The 21085-nt window shown below is 71.0% G+C and carries 18 protein-coding genes and 1 pseudogene; 8 read left to right on the forward strand and 11 right to left on the reverse strand.

Annotated features, from left to right (window positions below; genetic code table 11):
- Window positions 1–66 precede the first annotated feature (66 nt).
- The 4 genes and pseudogenes from AC0OLQ_RS14295 to AC0OLQ_RS14310 all read left to right on the forward strand — a co-directional run bounded on the left by AC0OLQ_RS14295 (window position 67) and on the right by AC0OLQ_RS14310 (window position 3438).
- Entirely contained in the window at window positions 67–678 is a 612-nt protein-coding gene (locus tag AC0OLQ_RS14295) for a DUF6230 family protein (protein WP_484531705.1), read from the forward strand.
- Between the two features lie 62 nt (window positions 679–740).
- Window positions 741–1259 (forward strand): annotated as a pseudogene (locus AC0OLQ_RS14300) (DUF6114 domain-containing protein); the annotation flags it as partial.
- A gap of 275 nt (window positions 1260–1534) precedes the next feature.
- Window positions 1535–2368 (forward strand): hypothetical protein, encoded by an 834-nt coding sequence (locus AC0OLQ_RS14305; RefSeq protein WP_484531706.1) that lies wholly within the window; start codon window positions 1535–1537, stop codon window positions 2366–2368.
- A 362-nt stretch (window positions 2369–2730) separates the two neighbouring features.
- Window positions 2731–3438 carry a C39 family peptidase gene (locus AC0OLQ_RS14310; RefSeq protein ID WP_484531707.1) on the forward strand — a complete coding sequence of 236 codons (708 nt, stop codon included), beginning with the start codon at window positions 2731–2733 and terminating at the stop codon, window positions 3436–3438.
- 108 nt (window positions 3439–3546) lie between these two features.
- On the opposite strand, the gene AC0OLQ_RS14315 is transcribed toward AC0OLQ_RS14310, so the two are convergent.
- Window positions 3547–4338, reverse strand: coding sequence for a GntR family transcriptional regulator (locus AC0OLQ_RS14315; protein WP_484531708.1), 792 nt, complete (start codon window positions 4336–4338; stop codon window positions 3547–3549).
- Between the two features lie 115 nt (window positions 4339–4453).
- Window positions 4454–5323 carry a PAC2 family protein gene (locus tag AC0OLQ_RS14320; RefSeq protein WP_484531709.1) on the reverse strand — a complete coding sequence of 290 codons (870 nt, stop codon included), beginning with the start codon at window positions 5321–5323 and terminating at the stop codon, window positions 4454–4456.
- 258 nt (window positions 5324–5581) lie between these two features.
- Here AC0OLQ_RS14320 and metH point away from each other — a divergent pair, with 258 nt between their 5' ends.
- Window positions 5582–9097 (forward strand): methionine synthase, encoded by a 3516-nt coding sequence (metH, locus tag AC0OLQ_RS14325; RefSeq protein ID WP_484531710.1) that lies wholly within the window; start codon window positions 5582–5584, stop codon window positions 9095–9097.
- A 232-nt stretch (window positions 9098–9329) separates the two neighbouring features.
- Here metH and AC0OLQ_RS14330 read toward each other — a convergent pair.
- A protein-coding gene (locus tag AC0OLQ_RS14330; protein ID WP_484532349.1) for an IS5 family transposase occupies window positions 9330–10207 on the reverse strand; the annotation gives its coding sequence in 2 pieces (ribosomal slippage) (window positions 9330–9839 and window positions 9842–10207; 876 coding nt in all).
- 304 nt (window positions 10208–10511) lie between these two features.
- On the reverse strand, window positions 10512–11987 hold the full coding sequence (locus AC0OLQ_RS14335) for a hypothetical protein (protein WP_484531711.1): 1476 nt from the start codon (window positions 11985–11987) through the stop codon (window positions 10512–10514).
- A gap of 170 nt (window positions 11988–12157) precedes the next feature.
- Here AC0OLQ_RS14335 and AC0OLQ_RS14340 point away from each other — a divergent pair, with 170 nt between their 5' ends.
- A complete protein-coding gene (locus AC0OLQ_RS14340) occupies window positions 12158–12901 on the forward strand; it encodes an SAM-dependent methyltransferase (protein ID WP_484531712.1) in 744 nt (247 codons plus the stop codon).
- A 126-nt stretch (window positions 12902–13027) separates the two neighbouring features.
- On the opposite strand, the gene AC0OLQ_RS14345 is transcribed toward AC0OLQ_RS14340, so the two are convergent.
- From AC0OLQ_RS14345 to AC0OLQ_RS14360, 4 genes are all read right to left on the reverse strand, one after another.
- Window positions 13028–13681, reverse strand: a complete 654-nt coding sequence (locus AC0OLQ_RS14345; protein WP_484531713.1) for a LysE family translocator — start codon at window positions 13679–13681, stop codon at window positions 13028–13030.
- 235 nt (window positions 13682–13916) lie between these two features.
- Entirely contained in the window at window positions 13917–14411 is a 495-nt protein-coding gene (locus AC0OLQ_RS14350) for a GNAT family N-acetyltransferase (RefSeq protein WP_484531714.1), read from the reverse strand.
- Window positions 14412–14637: 226 nt separating this feature from the next.
- A complete protein-coding gene (locus tag AC0OLQ_RS14355; RefSeq protein ID WP_484531715.1) occupies window positions 14638–15147 on the reverse strand; it encodes a WapI family immunity protein in 510 nt (169 codons plus the stop codon).
- A 208-nt stretch (window positions 15148–15355) separates the two neighbouring features.
- The gene (locus tag AC0OLQ_RS14360; RefSeq protein WP_484531716.1) at window positions 15356–16015 is read right to left on the reverse strand and encodes an HNH endonuclease family protein; all 660 of its coding nucleotides are present in this window, start codon (window positions 16013–16015) and stop codon (window positions 15356–15358) included.
- Window positions 16016–16229: 214 nt separating this feature from the next.
- On the opposite strand from AC0OLQ_RS14360, the gene AC0OLQ_RS14365 reads away from it, so the two are divergent.
- Both AC0OLQ_RS14365 and AC0OLQ_RS14370 read left to right on the forward strand, forming a co-directional pair.
- Window positions 16230–18059 (forward strand): glycoside hydrolase family 15 protein, encoded by a 1830-nt coding sequence (locus AC0OLQ_RS14365; RefSeq protein WP_484531717.1) that lies wholly within the window; start codon window positions 16230–16232, stop codon window positions 18057–18059.
- 199 nt (window positions 18060–18258) lie between these two features.
- A complete protein-coding gene (locus AC0OLQ_RS14370) occupies window positions 18259–18438 on the forward strand; it encodes a hypothetical protein (RefSeq protein ID WP_091308832.1) in 180 nt (59 codons plus the stop codon).
- A gap of 54 nt (window positions 18439–18492) precedes the next feature.
- On the opposite strand, the gene AC0OLQ_RS14375 is transcribed toward AC0OLQ_RS14370, so the two are convergent.
- The 3 genes from AC0OLQ_RS14375 to AC0OLQ_RS14385 form a co-directional block, all read right to left on the reverse strand.
- Complete coding sequence (locus AC0OLQ_RS14375) at window positions 18493–19725, reverse strand: RNA polymerase sigma factor (protein WP_484531718.1); 1233 nt, start codon at window positions 19723–19725, stop codon at window positions 18493–18495.
- A gap of 3 nt (window positions 19726–19728) precedes the next feature.
- The gene (locus AC0OLQ_RS14380) at window positions 19729–20130 is read right to left on the reverse strand and encodes a YciI family protein (RefSeq protein ID WP_484531719.1); all 402 of its coding nucleotides are present in this window, start codon (window positions 20128–20130) and stop codon (window positions 19729–19731) included.
- Window positions 20131–20218: 88 nt separating this feature from the next.
- Complete coding sequence (locus tag AC0OLQ_RS14385) at window positions 20219–21034, reverse strand: class I SAM-dependent methyltransferase (protein WP_484531720.1); 816 nt, start codon at window positions 21032–21034, stop codon at window positions 20219–20221.
- Window positions 21035–21085: the final 51 nt, after the last annotated feature.

Raw genomic sequence — 21085 nt, forward strand, 5'->3', positions numbered from 1 at the left:
GCTGGTGACGGACCTTGTCCGAGCCCACCCGGCCTCCCGGCGCGACATCCACCATGAGGAGGAATCGTGCAGGAGCGAGTCGACACCCTGGGCCGTACTCGGTGGCGGCGGTTCGCCGCGCTGGCGCTACCGGCGACCGCCATCGCCGGCGCGATCGTGTTCGGCATGGCGCACGGTGCCATGGCCGCCTCGTTCGCCGTCTCCGGCCAGACGTTCAAGGTCTCCGCCTCGGAGCTGCGCGGTGAGGGATTCGTCCAGTACGGCGGTGTCGCGGAGGAGATCGACGGCACGAAGCATCCGGTGGCGGTCACCGGCATCCGCCGGGCGCAGCTTTTCGACCTCTGCCAGTCGGTGAAGACGCCCGGCGCTCCCGTGGTGCTCACCATCACTGCGGGCGGTGGCGGTAGGCCTGCCACCGCGAGCGATCTGTTGATCGATGTCGAGTCGCTCGAGGGTGACGTCGAGTTCACCAACATCCACATCGGACAGGACGCATCGACGCTTGAAGGCGGGCCCGACGGCGCGAAGGGTGGCCGGAAGGCCTTCGGCCAGCAGGCTGACGCGGTAACGATCAAGAACCTTCGCCAGGTGGCCCGCTCCACCCAGGCCGGGACGTTCAATCTCACCGGACTGAAGCTCAAGGTCAACGTCGGGGCGGCCGCCAAGGAGTGCTTCTGAGCTGATCACCGCCCTCCGTGAGGTGGTGGCTGCGCTCGACCCCTCACTTGCAGGAGGCAAAGGTGACAAGCGCCGAACCCCGACACGCCTCGCCGAAGCGGATTCCCGTCCCTTGGCGCGGCTTCCGCCGCTGGCGGCGGACACGGCCGTTCTGGGGCGGGCTGCTCACCGCACTGGCCGGTCTGGAGATCTTCGGCACCACCCAGATGTCGCTCGCAGGTCTCGCTTTCCAGATGGGGCCGACCGGTTTCCTGTCCTGGCTGATCCCTACCATCCTGGTGACCTGTGGGTTGCTGATGTGGTTCAAGCTGCAACACCGGATCTTCTACGCCGTGGTCGCCGCGGTGACCGTGCTCTTCTCGCTGATCGGGGTGAACCTCGGCGGCTTCTTCATCGGTCTGCTGCTCGGCCTGGTGGGCAGCGGCCTCGGCTTCGCCTGGGTGCCGGACATGCTCCGGACCGACGCACTCGGGAACGAACCAGCCGGCGACGGGACGGCGCCGGACGAGGCGGCCGGCGACGGGGCGGCCCGGGACGAAGCGGCCCGCGACGACGCGACGGCGGGGGACGGGACACCGGACCATGGGACGGGGTGGGACGAGCTGCCGCCCGGCACGGAAGCCGACCCGCGGGCCCCCGACGCAGCCCCGAGCGCGCGCAGCCGGCCCTCGTCCACGAGCTGATGTTCGGGTGCGACCGGATGCGGCCTTACGTCTCCCCGCCGTCGCCTGCCGGGTACGGCGAGACCGCAGGGGCCGGGACGTGCGGGCGGGCGGAGGGGCCGGAGGCCGCGCGCCGCGGGCCCCGACCGGCCGATCCGCGGTTCATCGCGTTGCTGCTCGGGATCACCGCCGCGGTGGCGCTGGCCGCGCCCGGCCCGGCGCGGGCCTCCATCGTGCCCGCCCCAACGTTGGACGGGCCCACCTGCCCGACCCGGCGGGCACCGAGCGGCCTGCCGAACGCGAACCGGCTCGCGCCGACCGGCGCGGCCCGCCCATCCTCGATCAGCGCAGGCGGGTATGCCAGTGTGAACGACATCCTCATCCTCGGCGGGATCGGTGACCGGTCTGACGGCGCCGAGCACGACGATGAGAGGGCTGCGGCCCCGCCGGAGCCTGCACCGACCCCCAGCCCTGGGCCGCCCCCGACCGCGCTGGCCGGCCCTCCGCCGAGGGATGCCGCACTAGACTGCCCCCATCGCGAGGCGACCCCGACGGGCCCTGAGGAGGCAGGCAAGCCGTTCCCGCATCTTCCCGCCGAGCCGGGGCAGCCGGTGGTGGCGGAGACCCTGTCCACGGTGACCGGCTCGACGGTGACCATGACGGGACTCCGCATCCAGGGGATCGTCGACCTGCCCACCGCCGGCGGCACTGTGCGGGTGTTGAAATTCAGCATGGACCGGGCGATCACCGATGACTTCCTGCTCCGTGTGCCGGGCCCGGCTGGACGTACCACGCGGTTGGCCACCGACCGGCTGACGCTGAGCGGTGGGGCGGCCGTCTACGCCACCCGTTTCGTCGGACGGCTGCCCGGTGTCACGATCACGCTGACTCCGGACCTGCCCGTCCCCCACGGGATCCTCACCAGCTCGCCGGCCACGATCACGTTCAGCGATCCGGCGATCGACCTGGCCTTCATGACCAGCCACTCGCTGACCGCCCGGCCAGCGCTGAAGCTGACCTTGGACTGACGCGGTGCAGGTCGCGGACTCCTCCTGCCCGGTCTATACCCCTGGCCTGACCGAATGACGTCCAGGTCTTCATCGTTTTCCCGCCCCGCTCCCGAGTAACCGTCGCGCCGTCAGCGGGCTTGCGCGGAGGCCGATGGTTTGACCGCCTTCGCCCGGAAGATCCGGAGTCGCCTGTCCGGGTTCTCCCGCGATCTTCCTGATCGCGGGCGCCCTCTCTACCCCAAACGGATCGCCCCGCCCACGTGTTTGCGGAAAACCGCCCCGCTCGCCCTTCTACTCGGGTAGGTTGTGGCGTTTTCTGGATCGGGCCGCGGGTAAGCGGCGGGCGACAGCCGAGAAGCCAACCCGATGGGAGCTTCACGATGAAGTCGATTTTCCGCAAGAGCGTGCTGTCCGTTGCCGTGCTGGCCAGCGGGACCGTCGCTGGTCCGGCGATCGCTACCCAGGCGACTGCCGGTCCGGTGACGGCCGTCCGGCCTGCCCAGGTTGAGACCAAACCGGCCTACGCTGAGCAGGCCCAGCCGCCGCCGCCTCCTCCGCCCCCGTCGCCTCCGCCTCCGGCTGACGAGGGCAGGCGGGTGCTCCACTACGACTATGAGCGACAGCCGAACTCTTACTACTGCGCGCCGGCCGCAACTCGGATCGCCCTGTCCACCCAGGGCAAGGTCGTGAGCCAGCGGGAGGTCGCCGACAAGCTGGGCACGACCCAGGCCGGCACCAACTCGGTCGACGACACTACCCGGGTTCTCAACGAGCTGACCGGCGGTGGCTACGAGACCACCGAGATCAAGACCCCCGAGGCCGAACCGGCTCAGGTGGACAAGCTGCGCACGGACGTGGTCGAGGCGGTCGACGCCAAGCGTGGCGTGGTAGCCAACATCATGGGCACCGCGGTCGACACCCACGGCAACCAGTATTCGTACCCGGGTGGGCACTATCTCACCATCGTCGGTTTCCGCGACGGCGGTGACACGATGAAGATCGCCGACCCGTACGACCCGTCGAAGCACTACTGGATGAGCGACGACAGGGTCGCTGACTGGGTCGCCGAACGCGGCTACTCCAGCTGAGCCGATTCAGGAGAAGGCTGGCCGGGTCCCGGAACGGGATCCGGCCCTTTCACGCGGGATTTCTGATCAAGTAAGCAGCACCGGCGAGGCGCCGGCCACCGGCTGGCATCAGCCGAGGACCAGCCCCGGGTCGGGATCCTGGTCCGGTGCGGGGGCGGGGATCCGGTACTCCTCGGTGAGCGTGGTCATGGGGCCGGGCCAGGTGGCGTGGGCGACCTCGATCGGCTTGCGCTGGGCGTCGTAGGCGACATGCAGCAGGTGCAGCACCGGGGTGTCCGGGCGGATCTGGAGGATCTCCGCCTCCTCCCGGCTGGGCTGGCGGGCGCTGATCGTATCGGTCGCGGTGTGGTACCGCCGGCCCGTTGCCTCCTCGGCCTCCTGGTAGAGCGGGCGGCCGAACGCCTCGGCCCGCTCGAGCGAGGTGCCGGCGGTGTCGGCGGGCAGGAACCAGGAGGCGCCTACCTCGACGGGTGAGTCGTCGGTGCGGACCAGGTGCCGCCGGCAGAGCAGTTCGGTGCCGTCGGCCACCCCGAACGCGTCGGCCACCTCGGGCGGGGCGGCGGCGCGGCCCACCGAGACGAGCTGCTGGCGGTAACGGGCGGCTAGGTGGGTGTGGTAGCCGCGGAAGCCGCCGTACCGGCCGCGGGAGAGCCGGTTGAGCCGGCGCCGGGTCCCCCGGACGTACGTACCGGAGCCCGGCTTGGTGATCAGGATGCCCTCGACCCGCAGCTGGTCGACGGCGCGCTGCACGGTCTGCTTCGCCACGCCGAACATCTCGGCGATCGCCGGGATGGACGGCAGCCGCTCGCCGGGCCCCCAGTCGCCGCGGCGCACCTGGGCCTTGAGCTGCGCGGCGATCTGCCGGTGCGGGAACTCGGCCGCGCCGGGATTGATCTGCATCGCCCGCCTCCTCCTGACAGCTAGGTTCCTAGGATTCCGTAGAACGGGTGACCTCGCCACCCCGGACACGAAGAGACCGGGCCCTCGGCAGGACCCGGTCTTCTTCGCAGAACAGCTACCAGGAGCCGGCGGTGGGGCCGGCGGAGCCGCCCCGGCGGCGCAGGTATTTCTCGAACTCCTGGGCGATCTCGTCGCCGGTCAGCGGGGTGATGCCGACGTCGCCGACCCGCTCCTCCAGCTCACGGACGTACTCGCCCAGCTCGGCGTCCTGCTCGGCGGCGCTGCGCACCCGCTGCTCCCACTCGGCGGCCTCCTCGGCGAGGTCGGCCATCGGCACCGGCAGGTCGAGCACCTCCTCGACGCGGTGCAGCAGCGCCAGGGTGGCCTTGGGGCAGGGCGGGTTGTTGGCGTAGTGCGGCACGTGCACCCAGAACGACACGGCGTCCACCTCGGCCCGGGTGCACGCGTCGTGCAGAACCCCGACGATGCCGGTCGGCCCGTCGTAGCGGGTGGGGGTGAGCTGGTAGCGCTTGGCGGCGTCGGCGTCCGAGGCGCTGCCGCTGATCGGCAGCGGCCGGGTGTAGGGCACGTCGGCCAGCAGCGCGCCGAGCAGCACCACCCGCTCGACCTCGAGGCTGTGGCAGATCTCCAGCACCTGCTCGCAGAAGGTGCGCCAGCGCATGCTCGGCTCGATGCCGCGAATCAGCACCACGTCCCGCTCGGTGCCCTCGGGGCTGGCCACCATGAACCGGGTGGTCGGCCACTCGACCCGGCGGGTCTCGCCGTCGGCCATGGTGATGGTCGGCCGGCTCACCTGGAAGTCGTAGAAGTCCTCCGGGTCCAGCTCGGTCACCTGCCGCGCCTGCCAGACCTGCTCCAGGTGCTCCACCGCCGCGGTGGAGGCGTCGGCGGCGTCGTTCCACCCCTCGAAGGCAGCGATGGCGACCGGGGACCGCAGCACCGGCAGTCCGTCGAACTCGGTCACGCCGTCACCTCACCCTGCTCGCGAGGGGCGCCCGGGCGTCGCCCGGCCGTCCGCCCGCCGTGCACGGTCGCGTCCCTGTTGTCCTTCACGTCCGCCAGCCTACGTGCCGCCGCCGGGCGCGGCCCGTCGGCCGCGCCGGTCACCCGGCCCGACCACTCGGGCGAACCGGATGAAAGGTACGCGGTGATCCCGCTGACAGTATGTGGGAAGGCGAGGTTGCGGTGACCCGTCGACGGCGCGCCGCACTAACCTGGCCCTGTGCGGACTTCGTTGCTCGATGTGCTGGCAGACCGGATCCTCATCGCCGACGGCGCGATGGGCACCATGCTCCACGCCGCCGACCTGACCCTGGACGACTTCGAGGGCCTCGAGGGCTGCAACGAGATCCTCAACGTCACCCGCCCGGACGTGGTCCGCGGCGTGCACGACGCCTACCTGGCCGCCGGCGCGGACTGCGTGGAGACCAACACCTTCGGCGCCAACCTGCCCAACCTCGCCGAGTACGGCATCGCCGAGCGGATCCGCGAGCTCTCCGAGGCGGGCGCGCGGCTCGCCCGGGAGGCCGCCGACGCGTTCGCGACGCCGGAGCAGCCCCGGTTCGTGCTCGGCTCGATGGGTCCCGGCACCAAGCTGCCCACCCTCGGGCACGCGGCCTACGCCACGCTGCGGGACGCGTACCAGGAGAACGCCGCCGGGCTGATCGCCGGTGGGGCGGACGCGTTGATCATCGAGACCTGTCAGGACCTGCTTCAGGTCAAGGCCGCGGTGGTCGGCGCGAAGCGGGCCCGGGCCGAGCTGGGGCGGGACGTCCCGATCATCTGCCAGGTGGCCGTGGAGACCACCGGCACCATGCTGCTGGGCAGCGAGATCGGCGCCGCACTGACCGCGATCGAGCCGCTCGGCGTCGACCTGATCGGCCTCAACTGCTCGACCGGCCCGGCGGAGATGGGTGAGCACCTGCGCTACCTGTCCCAGCACTCGCGTATCCCGGTCTCGGTGATGCCCAACGCCGGCCTGCCCGTGCTGACCGCCGACGGGGCGTACTTCCCGCTGACCCCGGTCGAGCTGGCCGACGCGCTGGACCAGTTCGTCACCGACTACGGCGTGGCCCTGGTCGGCGGCTGCTGCGGCACCACCCCGGAGCACATCCGGGTGCTGGTGGAGCGGCTGCGCGGGCGGCGGCCGGTGGCCCGGGAGCCGCGCCCTGAGGCCGGCGTCTCCTCGATCTACCACCATGTGCCGTTCGCCCAGGACGCCAGCATCCTGATGGTGGGGGAGCGGAGCAACGCCAACGGCTCCAAGGCGTTCCGCGAAGCCATGCTCGCCGCCGACTGGCAGGCCTGCGTGGAGATCGCCCGCGGCCAGGCCCGGGACGGCTCGCACCTGCTGGACCTCTGCGTCGACTACGTCGGCCGGGACGGCACGCAGGACATGCGCGAGCTGGCCGGCCGGTTCGCCACCGCCTCCACCCTGCCGATCATGCTGGACTCCACCGAGCCGGCCGTGGTCGAGGCGGGGCTGGAGATGCTCGGCGGCCGCTGCGTGGTCAACTCGGTCAACTTCGAGGACGGCGACGGCCCGGAGTCCCGCTACGCCCGGGTGATGCCGGTGGTCCGGGAGCACGGTGCCGCCGTGGTGGCGCTGCTCATCGACGAGGAGGGCCAGGCCCGCACCCGCGACTGGAAGGTACGCGTCGCGGGTCGGCTGATCGACGACCTCACCGGCCGGTGGGGGCTGCGCCGGGAGGACATCCTCATCGACGCGCTGACCTTCCCGATCGCCACCGGCCAGGAGGAGACCCGCCGCGACGGGATCGAGACGATCGAGGCGATCCGGGAGATCGCCGCCCGCTACCCGGGGGTCAACTTCACCCTGGGCATCTCGAACGTCTCCTTCGGCCTGAACCCGGCGGCCCGGCAGGTGCTCAATTCGGTGTTCCTGCACGAGTGCGCGCAGGCCGGCCTGACCTCGGCGATCGTGCACGCCAGCAAGATCCTGCCGATGTCGAGGATCCCGGACGAGCAGCGCGAGATCGCGCTCGACCTGGTCTACGACCGGCGCCGCGAGGGTTACGACCCGGTGCAGCGGTTCATCGAGGTCTTCGAGGGCGTCGACGCCGCCTCGGCGCGGGCCACCCGGGCCGAGGAGTTGGCCGCGCTGCCGCTGGACGAGCGGCTCAAGCGGCGGATCATCGACGGCGAGCGCAACGGCCTGGAGGCCGACCTCGACACCGCGATGGCCGAGGGGCGTACGCCGCTGTCCATCATCAACGACCTGCTGCTGGACGGCATGAAGGTGGTCGGCGAGCTGTTCGGCTCCGGCCAGATGCAGCTGCCGTTCGTGCTCCAGTCCGCCGAGGTGATGAAGACCGCGGTGGCCTACCTGGAGCCGCACATGGAGAAGACCGACGACGACGGCAAGGGGCGGATCGTGCTCGCCACCGTCAAGGGCGACGTGCACGACATCGGCAAGAACCTGGTCGACATCATCCTGTCCAACAACGGCTACGACGTCGTCAACATCGGCATCAAGCAGCCGATCAACGCGATCCTCGACGCCGCCGAGGAGCACCGCGCCGACGCCATCGGCATGTCCGGCCTGCTGGTCAAGAGCACGGTCATCATGAAGGAGAACCTGGCCGAGATGGCCGCGCGCGGGGTCGCCGAGCGCTGGCCGGTGCTGCTCGGCGGCGCGGCGCTCACTCGGGCGTACGTGGAGGACGACCTGCGCGCGGCGTTCCCCGGGCAGGTGCACTACGCGCGGGACGCGTTCGAGGGGCTGTCCCTCATGGACCGGGTGATGGCCGCCAAGCGGGGCGGCGCGCCGGTGGTCGACCCGGAGCGGGAGGCCGCCCTGGCGGCGCGCCGGGTGCGGCGGGAGCGGCAGCGGGCGCTGGTCCGCGAGGCGCTGCCGGAGCTGGACGACGCGTCGGTCCGCTCCGACGTGGCTGCCGACGTGGAGGTGCCCACCCCGCCGTTCTTCGGCACCCGGGTGGTCAAGGGCGTGCCGCTGGCCGACTACGCGGCGCTGCTCGACGAGCGGGCCACCTTTCTGGGCCAGTGGGGGCTGCGCGGCGCCCGGGGCGGCAAGGGCCCGTCCTATGAGGAGCTGGTGGAGACCGAGGGGCGGCCGCGGCTGCGCTACTGGCTGGACCGGCTCATCGCCGACCAGGTCCTCGAGGCGGCCGTGGTGTACGGCTACTTCCCGGCGTACTCCGAGGGCAACGACCTGGTGATCCTGGACGAGAACGGGCACAGCGAGCGGGCCCGGTTCTCGTTCCCGCGTCAGCGGCAGGAGCGCCGGCTCTGCTTGGCCGACTTCTTCCGCCCGCAGGGCGAGCAGCTGGATGTGGTGGCGCTGCAGCTGGTCACCGTGGGGCAGCCGATCAGCGAGTACACGGCGAAGATGTTCGCCGGCAACGAGTACCGCGACTACCTGGAGGTGCACGGCCTGTCGGTGCAGCTCACCGAGGCGCTGGCCGAGTACTGGCACCGGCGGATCCGTTCCGAGCTGGTCCTGCCGGGTGGGCGTACGGTCGCCGACGAGGATCCGGCGGACCTGGCCGGTCTGCTCCGCACCGACTACCGCGGCTGCCGGTACGCGTTCGGCTACCCGGCCTGCCCCGACCTGGAGGACCGGGCGAAGATCGTGGAGCTGCTCGGCGCCGAGCGGATCAACGTCCAGCTCTCGGAGGAGTTCCAGCTCGTCCCCGAGCAGGCCACCGACGCGATCGTCGTCCACCACCCCGAGGCCAACTACTTCAACGCCAAGTGACCTGTGCAGGTGCGGCTTGTGTTGTCGGTGCCCGGCTACGACAGCGCCAACGGCGTTGTGGCGCCGGCAGCCGCCTGTGCGACGGACGATGATCGTTTACGCCTGGGTAAGGGATGCCTTTGTCCAGCACGTGCCAGTGGAAAGCCGACTGGAACTCGGCGCCGTTGTCGTTCTGGATGACCTGGACCTGGAACGGCAGCCGCTGCAGCACTAGGGCCTGTGTCGAAGTCGGTCACAGCCACTCGTTGATCGCGGCGATGTGCACGGTGGCTTCGTAGCGCACGGCGAGCTTGTCGAAGCGGGTCGCCACGGCGCGGTTGCGCTTGAGTCGGTTGATGCCGCATTCGACGGCGTGACGCTGCTTGTACCGCTCGGGGTCGAAGGTCGGTGGCCGGCCACCCTTGGATCCCTTCTTGCGCCGGTTGGCGTCCTGGTCGGCCTTCGACGGGATGGTGGCCTTGATTCCGCGGCGGCGCAGGTAGCGGCGGTTGGCCTTGGACGTGTACGCCTTGTCGGCCAAGACCCGATCCGGGCGGGTGCGCGGTCGACCGGCGCTCAGGCGGGGCACCCGGATGCCGTCGAGCACCGCGACGAACTGGGGATTGTCCCCGCGCTGCCCGGCGGTCAGCACGATCGACAACGGCTTCTGCCCCTGCTCGCACGCCAGGTGCAACTTCGTCGTCAGTCCACCCCGCGACCGCCCGAGCGCATGATCGTCGGGCTCGACCGCCACGCCGCCCGGCGGCTCGACCTGCAGATCCCCCTTTTACGCGCCCCGGCGGCGTGCTGATGCGCCCGAGCGACCGACGAGTCCACCGACACGTCCCACGTCACCCACCCGGCCTCGTCGGCCACTGCCTGCAACGCGGTCAGGATCTTCGCCCAGGTCCCGTCGCGCTGCCAACGCCGGAAGACCGCGTACGCCGCCGACCAGGACCCGTAGCACTCCGGTATGTCCCGCCACGGCGCACCCACCCGGGTCCGCCACCTGATCCCATCAATGAGCTGTCGCTTCGTCCATGTCGGCGGCCGACCCGGCCTGCGTCCCACGGGCAGCAACGGCTCCAGCGCCGCCCACTGCGCGTCAGTCAGGTCGTGCCGCCTCGTCACCGCTACAGTGGCCACGAGGTCTCCGTGCTGATGGTCTTCTTCGTCGATGAACCATCTACCGGAGACCTCGCTACTTATCGATCACCGCCACGCCGAAACCTCCTCGCCCCTGCACCCGCCACCGACTTCGACACAGGCCCTAGTCGACGAACTGGATGGCGGTCTTCTGACCGCGTCACTGAGTGCGGCCGGCTGTCCACGGTGGTGGCGCGCGGATGCGGCGGGAGCAGTGCGTGTGATCTCGGCGCGGTCGAGGCTTGGTCTTGTGCGTCGATGGCCTGGTACTGCGACGGCAGTCGGGCGGTCAGCCGGCGTAGCGGGGCTCGCTGAGCCGGCGGCGGAATTCCGCGTGAGCGGTTTGGAAGACGTCGTTGAGCCGCTCGAGTTCGGACTCGGCCGGTTCTCGCCGCAGCCCGACTTTGATCTTGAAGTCGCCGTCCACGATCGCCACGTCGAGGCGGTCGAGCAGGTCCGCGGGAAGCCTGGTGATGACGAACTCGCGGAACGCGTCGGCGATCGTGCCCGCCATGTCGCCACACCCGCAGGTGCGGCCATCCACGACCGCACCGAGGTGGCTGCGGCCGATGATCGCGTCCGGATGTACCGGATCCATGACGGTCAGGCCCTCTTCCAAGACCGTGCGGGCCTCCGAGAGCCGTGCCTCATGCTGAAGGAACAGACCGAGGGCGATGCAGGCCCGCCCGACCGTGTCGTGGTCGGTGCCGCGGCGTGCCTGGTTCACTGCCTCGGTCAGCCGTTGCTCCGCCAGGCCCAGCTGGCCCGCCTCCTTCAGCGCGAGACCCCAGTTGCGCAGCACCTGACTGTGCAGCTCCGGACGACCGATGCGCTCCGCCCTCGCGTGCGCCGACGCGTATGTGCGCAGCGCCGCCTCGGCGTCGCCGGCTTCGTCCTGAGCCATCGCCAAGCCGAGCGCTGCCATCAGCGCCTCCTCCTGCCGGCCCTGCCGGTCGTAGGAGGCGAGCACGCGCTCGATCGCCTCAATCCGCCCCACCTGGTCACCCAGATCACGGCCGAGGTTCGCCAGCGCGGACAAGGCGTTGAGCGTCGCCTGGTGGTCAATGCCGAGCCGCTCTTCCAAGGCGGCGACCAGGGAGGTGAGCAGGGGCTTGGATGCCGGATCGTCGTGGTCCACCATCTGGTTGACGACTCGCCCGACCTGCTCGACGACCTCGTCCGGCAACTGGTGCAGGCCCACGAAGAGCGGCTCGTCGGTGCCACCGGCGTGCACAATCGCTGCTCGCAGCGCCAGCGCGGACGCCACCCGCTCGTGCCCGTTGCGCCACAGGTTGGCCACCGCCTCCTCGACGACCTGCCGGGCACCTGCCACGTCGCCGCGCTGCCGCAGCAGGTCCGCCAGCGGTTCGAGGCCGAACGCGTACCCGGCATGCTCGCGCCCGTAGAAGGCGAGGCGCTCCTCAACACCATGGCGTAACTGCGTCTCGGCCTCGTCGAGTCGTCCGGCCATGCGCAGCGCCAAGCCCAGATTGAGTCGGTAGGTCAACTGGTCCTTGCGGGACTCGTGGTCGCGTGGTGTCGCAGAGACGGCGAGGCGGTAGCACTCGATCGCGCGGCCCAGTTGATCGGCGTTGAGCAGCACATTGCCGAGGTCGCACTGGGCCGAGGCCCATTCCGCGCTGCCGTGACCGTGTCTGTCCGCGGCGGCCTGCAGCTCGCGGGTCATGAGGTTCTCGGCGTCGCCGATACGGCCCTCCCGCAACAGCGCGAAGGCCACCTCGACCGGAGTGAGGGGTGTCGTCACGGACGCAGTTTAGGGCCGGCTCCTGACGTTCGCGCACCCCTGGGAACACCCGAGCGGGGCCCCGCCCCGGCGCGATCAACCAACCACGATCGGATATCCACATGTGCCGCCGATTGCACGGCATGACAACTTGAGTGCGAGCATCGACCGGACTCGTGTTGACTCTGCCGGTGGATCGTCAACGGCTCAGCAGCATCGCGCACTCGCACCACCCGATCGCGGCCCCGATCTTCGGTGTCAACCTCAACCGGCTCCTACGCCGAGCCGGCCGCCAACCCGCAGCTCGTATCCTCGACCTGGGGTGCGGAGAGGGCACCTGGGCGCTGCAGGCCCTCGCTCACTACCCCGACGGGCACGCGGACGGCGTAGACGTCAGCCCGTACGCCCTCGAACGCGCCGCCAGCGCCGCCGCCGAACGCGGCCTCGCCGACCGGCTCACACTGCCCGAGCGCGACGCCCGGACGTACGTGCCGGACGGCGATTACGACCTGGTGCTGTGCGTCGGGTCGACCCACGCTTTCGGGGGATTCGGCGAGACGCTGGAGCTGGCCGGTCGGCATGTGAAAGCCGACGGCATCCTGATGGTCGGTGAGGGATTCTGGCAAGTCACGCCGACTCCGGAGGCACTCGCAGCGCTGAGTGCGAAGCCTGAGGAATTCACCGACCTCGCCGGTCTGGTCGACGCTGCCGAGCAGGCCGGCTGGACGCCGGTGTACGCCCATGTCAGCGACGCCGCCGAGTGGGACGACTACGAATGGTCGTGGATCGGATCGCTCACCGAGTGGGCCCTGGACAATCCCGGCCACCCGGACGCCGCCAAGGCACTCACCGTCGCCCGGGAGCACCGAGATCAGTGGTTGCGCGGGTACCGCAACGTTCTGGGCTTCGTCACGCTGGTGCTACACCGCACCTGAGCATGGTCCACGTTCACTCTCATGCCGCCGACCGGGCGTCACAGACGATGACCGCTCCGCAGGCGCCCAACGTCCGGACGTGCCCATTTGAGTGCGGCCGCCCTGGGGCCCCTGACCGCCGGTGGATCACGGCGTGGCGGTGACCACCGCGCGGGACCGGTCTGCGGCGATCCGCACCGCCAACGCGCCGAGCACGGTGCCCATCACGTAGCGCTGGGCCTTCAACCAGCCCGGTCGGTCACCGAGGAACCGGGAGATCGACCCCGCAGACATCGCGATCAGGCCGTTCACGGTGATCGCGATGGTGATCTGGACCAAACCGAGCGTAAAGATCTGCGCCGCGACGCTGCCCCGGGCAGGATCGACAAACTGGGGCAGTAGCGAGACGTACATGATGGCGATCTTGGGGTTGAGCAGGTTGGTGACCAGGCCCATCGTGAACAGTTTCCCGGGCCGGTGCAGCGGCAGCGCGTTGGGCGCGAACGCCGACTTGCCGCCAGGCCGTACCGCCTGGAACGCCAGCCACAGCAGATACGCGGCGCCGGCCAGCTTCAACGCCGTGTAGATCGCCGGCACCAGGGCGAAGATCGTGGCTACGCCGGCCGTGGCGGCGACCGGGTAGACGAAGAAGCCGCAGGCCACCCCGGCGAGCGAGGCCAGGCCCGCCCGGCGGCCCTGGGTCACGGTCCGCGAGACCAGGTAGATCATGTTCGGGCCGGGGATGAGCGCCATGCCCAGCTCGATCGCGGCGACGCCCAGCACGGCGTTGAGGGTGACCATGGCACGACCCTACGCACCGCGCCGCCCGCCGCCAGCGACGCCGCCCGCCGCCAGCGACCCGGAGCACACCTTGCTGAATTTCCAGACCAGCGGCCGGGCTGGCGAACGTCACAGTCCGGTCGGCGCAGGTGTAGCCCGGGGCATGACGTCGAACTTGCTCAATCCCGGGCCGGCCGCCGTTCAATGGTGCTCTCAGGCCTGCCGTGCAGTGACTCGACCGGGGCACCACCGAGCGTCAGGCCCCGATCTCAGCGACCATCGTGTCCGCGTCCTCGAACGACTCAACCGTGCGGAACCCTTCAGCGGCGTACAGCCTCGCAGCGAAGTTCGCCCGCTCCACGCTCAGCGACACCGTCTGGACGCCACGTTCTCGTGCGACGTCCAGAACAGCGCGCAAGAGCGCCCGGCCCACATCGCGGCCTCGCCAGGTTTCCGCCACGCCGATAGTCAGCTCTGGCACGTCGTCACCCACGTACCCGTAGCCCGGATCAGCGGCGGTTAGGTATCGGAACCAGGCCGCGCCGACTGGCCGATCAGCCGGGTCCACCGCCACCAGGCCGAAGTCGTTCGGCTGCATCCAACCGGTGACATAGTGAGCCAGCGCGGGGTTCGCCATGATCTGCTCGCGGGACCAGTTGCGCTCAGGCAGCCAGTTCACGGCCTCCACGAGCATGTCAACCATGAATTCGTAATCGGCCAGGGTGGCTGCGCGGATGCCGAAGTCAGTCACCGCCGAAGCCTCGCACACAAGATCGACAGCATGCCGTCTCCAGGCCGTCCAACGCGAACCAACAGCGACCATCGCTGACCCTGATACTTGGTGTGCGGCTCCCGGGCCGGCTTGTCCGATTCCATGGAGTACGTTCCGGAATTGGATCAATACCCGCCAAGTGACGCCCACGCCTCGCAACGTCCTGGTGAGACTGGCCGCTGGATGGTTGGTCGGACGGCAGAGGTCAGCGCTGCCCGCGAAGCGGGTAGGCGCGCTCGATTGCCGACAGCGCTGTGAGCATCGCGGGGATGTCGGTCTGGTCGAGGTCGCTGATGGCGAATGTCAGGCGGTTGCCGACGCCGGGATCGTCGACAAGCTCTCCGGTGACGCACAGCGAGCCGGTCGGCCGACAGGCCACAGTCAGTGAGATCCAACCTTCGAGCGAGGTGAGCACTGCTTCGCCATGTAGTTGTTGATTCATCTGCTCCAGGCCGTGTCGGAAGGTCTGGAGCTCATCGACGCGTAGCCCGGCGAAGAGCTGGGCTGAGAACCTGCCAAGGTGGGCCGAGATCGGGCTGATCAGCCAGTTGCCGTCCCAGTAGTCGCTGCTGCCGGGGTGCATTCTTCCGATCAGGCGAACGGTCAGGTGGTCGCCGGTGGGGCGTCCGACGACCAGTTCAGGAGGTTCGGCCACGCCGAGGATCATGCCATCGGACAGGCCGCCGAGGACTGCCTCGTCAGCGATGACGACCACCAGCGGGCCATCTCGAACCTCTGCCGGCCCTTCCGCGAGTTCCTCGGCCAGCTGGTTTCGATAGCCGAACAGCGCTCAGCGGTGATGGCCGTCAAGGCAGACCAACCGGCGACCAACGATGCCAGGCCTCAACGTAGGGAGCCTGCGATCTTGGAGAGTTGACGCTCGGAGCGAACGACAACTCTCCAAGATCCAACGACGGCGGGCGTCAGTAGGCGTAGGTGACGGAGATGGTGGCGGCGGGGCAGTTGTTGGCCCAGCTGGTCAGGGCGCTCTTCTCCGCGCTGTCCACGGTCAGCCGCCACCGGGTCTTCACCGCGACCCACTCGCCGATGTAGCGGCAGCGGGCGGAGGCGTACGACGGCATCCAGGTGGCCGGGTCTTGGTCGCCCTTGGCCTGGTTGACGTTGTCGGTGACGGCGGCCAGCGCGCGGGAGTCGCCCAGGTCGTTGGCGTACGCCTGGCGGCGGCTGGTGGTCCAGTTGCGGGCGCCGGAGTCCCAGGCCTCGGCGAGCGGCACCATGTGGTCGATGTCGAGGTCGCCGGTGAGCGTCCAGTAGGCGTTGTCGTAGTAGGAGTACCAACGGCCGCCGGAGAGGGTGCAGGTGCCGCTGATCGTGGGCTTGGTGGTGGCCTCGGCGTAGAGGACCTCGTTGCGGGTGTTGCAGCCGTCGCCATCGGCGTCGATCCAGTGTGGGAAGAGGTCGCGGCTGTAGCCGGTGCGGACCTCGGTGGCGACGGGGAGGCCGGCGACGGCCGTGGTCAGGGAGGCGGAGTAGCTGGCGGCCCAGGCGGGCTGGGTGAGGCCGAGGGTGGCGGCCAGGATCGCGGCGAGGCTGACGGCCGTGGCGCGCAGCGAGAGGGTCATGGGACTCCATCCGGATGGGATTGGCATGTGCTGCCACTCATATAGACAGAGCTGGAAGTAATGGTCTAGATCAAGTTCCGTGAACAGTGGATGACCGGATCCGGACGGACGCCGCTTCCGGCATCGAACGGGACGACTCCCCGGGCCATCAGGTGTGTGCCGCCGGGGCAGGGGTAGTCGCCGGGGGCAACGGCGGAACGAGGTGGGAGGTCCGGTGGACTCGTACCCCGCGGTGGAGGACCACGGCCTGATCGGCGATCTCCAGACGGCGGCGCTGATCACCAAGGACGGCACGCTGGACTGGTTCTGCGCACCCCGGTTCGATTCGCCGAGCATCTTCGGCGGCCTGCTCGATCGGCGTCGCGGTGGCTACTTCCAGGTCTCCCCGGAAGGTGTCGACTACACGAGCAAACAGCTCTACCTCCCGGGTACCCCGATCCTCATCACCCGCTTCCTCAGCGAGGAGGGGGTGGGCGAGCTGGTGGATTTCATGCCGGTCGCGGGCGACCGGGCCACCGATCGCCACCGCCTGGTCCGGATGCTGCGGGTGGTGCGCGGCACGATGCGGTTCCTGGTGGACTGTCGCCCCCGGTTCAATTACGGGCGGGACCGGCACGAGTTGGAGGTGCACCCGGGCGGCACGGTCTTCCGCAGTCCGCGGCTCTCGCTCACCGTGAACACCGTCCGCTACGCCGACCGGCTGTCGGAGGAGCACGACCGGCGGCGGAGCGAGGAGGGCGTCTGCGTCGTCGCCACCCTGCACGAGGGAGAGGCCGGCGGCGTGATCCTGGAGACGCAGTCCCCGGAGCCGCCGCGTCCCTATTCGCCGGAGCAGGCGCGCGAGCTGCTCGATCAGACCCGCGACTTCTGGCGGGGCTGGATCGGCCGCTCCTGCTACAGGGGACGGTGGCGGGAGATGGTCGAGCGATCGGCCATGACGCTCAAACTCATGACGTACGCGCCGACCGGCGCGCTGATCGCCGCCCCCACCGCAGGGCTGCCCGAACAGGTGGGCGGCGAACGCAACTGGGACTACCGCTACACCTGGATCCGGGACGCGTCCTTCTCGGTGCACGCCCTGCTCAGCCTGGGCTTCACCGACGAGGCCTGGCAGTACCAGCACTGGGTCCACGACCGGGTCCGGGAGGCCGAGGCGGGCGGCGTGCCGTTGCAGATCATGTACCGGGTCGACGGCTCACCGGACCTCACCGAGGAGGTGCTCGACCACTTCGAGGGCTACCGCGGGTCCGCGCCCGTGCGGATCGGCAACGGCGCGGCGAACCAACTGCAGCTCGACATCTACGGCGAGGTGCTCAACTCCCTGCACCTCGCCAACGAGCACGGCCTGAAGGGCTCCCATGAGGGCTGGCGGAGCCTGGTGCGAATGGTGGACTGGCTCTGCTCGCACTGGGACCAGCCCGAGGACGGGATCTGGGAGACGCGGGCCGGCCGCCAGGACTTCACCTACGGGCGACTGATGTCATGGGTGGCCCTCGACCGGGCCGTCCGGCTCGCCCATCGGCAGGGGCGTCCCGCCGACGTCGTCCGGTGGAGGGAGACCCGGAACCGGATCTACGAGCAGATCATGGCGCGCGGCTACGACCCGGGCCGAGGGGCGTTCATCCAGCACTACGGCACGGACGTGCTCGACGCCTCCCTGCTCGCCATGCCCTCGGTCGGTCTCGTCGCGCCGACCGATCCGATGTGGCAGTCAACGCTGCGGGCCATCGACGGCGAACTCGTCTCCGACAGCTTGGTCTACCGCTACGACCCGTCGGCCACGCCGGACGGCCTCGCCGGCGGGGAGAGCACCTTCACCATGTGCACCTTCTGGTACGTGCAGGCCCTGGCCGAGTCCGGCCGGCTCGACGACGCGCAGCTGACCTTCGAGAAGATGCTCACCTACGCCAGCCAGCTCGGCCTCTACTCGGAGGAGATCGCCCCCAGCGGGGAGCAGGCCGGGAACTTCCCGCAGGCGTTCAGCCACCTCTCCCTCATCAGCACCGCGGCGAACCTCGACCGGCTCCTGGATGCCCGCGGCTGACCGCCAGGCGGGAGAAACCCGCTGTGCCGCCCGGTCCCGCCCGCTACGGTGACCGGAGTACGGGTTACCGGCCCGGCCCGGGCGGGTAAGCGCCCCGACCAGCAGCGCGGGCCCCGGCCCGCCGTCCACGCCGGCGCAGCCCGGGAGATGCGGCTGTGACGTTCGAGGACGAGCATGGGGTACGACGAAAGGGGCGGAGATGACCGACGACATCGCTTCGAAGGTTCCGCCGGACCCGGCCCCCGTGCTGAGCGCGCCGGCCGGTCCACCGCCGGTCGGGCCGCCGAGCAGCCTGGACCTGTGGGCCCGCGCGCAGACGCTGCACCGCTGCTTCGGCGACGACGACGGCGAACCGCACATCATGCGCGGCCTGGACTGAGGCCGCACCATACGGCAGGCGCCCCCGCCGGGGCGCCATTCGCGCGTACTCGTGCTAGCCCAGCCGGGCCGCGCGGCCGTGCAGGTAGCGCTGCTGCGCCAGGTTCATCGACCGGCGGGCCGCCGCCAGGTACGCCTCCCGCGCGGCGTCCGGCTCCCCGGCCAGCTCCAGCAGGTGCGCCCGGGCCGCGTACCGGCGGTGGTCCTCGCCGACCAGAAGGTCGGTCGCCAGCGCGTCGAGCAGCGCCAGGCCCGCCCGCGGCCCGCGCGCCATGGCCACCGCCACGGCGTGGTTCAGTCGGACCACCGGGTTGTCGTGCAGGGTCAGCAGCATCTCGTAGAGGGCGACGATCTGTGGCCAGTCCGTCGCCTCGACGGCGGGCGCCTCGTCGTGCAGCGCGGCGATCGCCGCCTGGAGCTGGTAGGGCCCGACCGCGCCCCGGGGCAGCGCCGCGGCGACCAGCCTCGTTCCCTCGGCGATCTGGTCGGCCCGCCAGCGCCGCCGGTCCTGCTCGGCCATCGGCACCAGGGTCCCGTCCGGGCCGGTCCGTGCCGGGGTACGCGCGTCGGTGAGCAGCATCAACGCCAGTAGCCCGGTCACCTCCGGGTCGTCGGTGAGCCGGTGCAGCAACCGGGCCAGCCGGATCGCCTCGGCGGACAGGTCGGGCCGGTGCAGCCGTTCCCCGGCGGTGCTCGCGTACCCCTCGTTGAAGATCAGGTAGAGCACGTGCAGCACGGCGTCGAGCCGGGCGGCCCGTTCCGGGCCGGCGGGCGGGGCGAACGGCAGGCCGCTGTCCCGGATGCGCTGCTTGGCCCGGGTGATCCGCCGGGTCATGGTCGCCTCCGGCACCAGGAACGCCCGGGCCACCTCGGCGGTGCTCAGCCCGCCGACCGCGCGCAGGGTCAGCGCGATCTGCCCCGCCGGTGGCAGCGCCGGGTGGCAGCAGAGGAACATCAGGATGAGGCTGTCGTCGGCGTCGTCGGCCGCAGTGTCCGCGGGCGGCGCCAGCCACCGGTCCGCCGGCGCCTCCCGGGCGAGGCCGTCCTCCCGGCGGCGCCGGGCCTGCTCGGCGCGGAGCAGGTCGGTCAGCCGGCGGGACGCCACGGTGATCAGCCACGCCTTCGGGTCGTCCGGGAGCCCGTCCGCGGGCCAGCGGGTGGCGGCGGTGAGCAGCGCCTCCTGGGTGGCGTCCTCGGCGGTGTCGAAATGCCCGTACCGGCGGACGAGCGCGCCGAGGACCTGCGGCACCAGGGCACGCAGCAGGTCCTCGACGCGCTCGGCGGGCACCGGTCAGCCCTGAAGTTCCTCGACGCCGTCCACGACCGGCCGCACGTCGACGTACTCGCCCTCGGCGTCCGGGTTGACGAACCGGGCGGCGATCTCGGTGGCCCGGTCGAAGCTGGCGCACTCGACCATCGTGTAGCCGGCCAGCACCTCCTGCGTCTCGGCGTACGGGCCGTCGGTGACCACGGGCGCGCCGCCGCGCATCCGGACCCGGCGGGCGTGCACCGGCGCGGACAGCCCCTGCGCGTCGACCAGTTCCCCGGTCTCGGCCAGGTCCTTGTGGATCGCCTCCATGTGGGCGTGCATCGCGGCGAGCTGCTCGGGACTCATCGGTGGCTGGTCGCCGGGCCGCCCGGCCATGGCGTCGTAGTCCCGCTGGGTGCCGTAGAGCATGATCAGGTACTTCACGGTGTCTCCTCTCGGCCGGCGCCCCGCGGCGCCGCTCACCCGGGACGTCGGAGCCGCGGAGCCGCCCCGGACACAGCCTAGGGGCGGATCAGCCCACCCGGGCCGAAGCGACCAGCGCGGCGGTGGGCAGCGCCAGCATGCCGTCAGCGCCCCGGTAGGGGGCGGTGAGCCGGTCGTACTCCCGCCGCACCCGCGCGCGTACGTCGGCCGGCTGCCGTTCCAGCATCAGGCCGATGGTGCTGATGCCGGCCGCCGGGCCGGCCCACCAGTCCTCCGGATCGGTGTGGTGCGCCCAGGTCAGCGTCACGCACCGGACGTCGGCCAGCCCGGCGGCGGCCAGCAGCCCGGCCAGGCCCGCCTCGGTGCGCGGGAAGTCCCGCTCGGGCGCGGGCCGGGGCAGGTCCGGCGGCATGGCCACGCCGGCGGCGGCGAGGGCCTCACCCCAGAGCCGTTGCAGCGGCGGTTGCGGGGACGGCCAGACGGTCACCGCCACCCGGCCGCCCGGGCGGAGGACCCGGCGCAGCTCGGCCAGGCCGGCGGCCGGGTCGCCGACGTGGTTGAGCACGAAGTTCGCGACCGCCGCGTCGAAGTCGTGGGGCGGGAACGGCAGGCGTGGCAGCACCGCGGCGCGGACCTCGGCGCCGGGCGCGGCCCGCCGCGCCGCGTCCAGCATGCTCGGCTCCGCGTCGACCGCCACCACCTCGGCGCCGCGGGCGAGGGCCGCCGCCGCGACCGTGCCCGGCCCGGTGCCCACGTCGATCACCCGCCGTCCGGCCCGCACGCCCGCCGCGTCCAGCAACGCCCCCGCCGGGTACGCGCAGAGCCGGCCGAAGCTGCGCGCGTACGCCTCGGCCCGGCCCGCCCACCGGGACCGTTCGTGGGCGTCGAAGTCCGTGTCGATCATCGCCGCACTGTAGTCGTGACCGGAGGGTGCGCGGCGGCCCTACCGTGGCGG

This window comes from Micromonospora sp. Utrum1, from assembly GCF_057197805.1.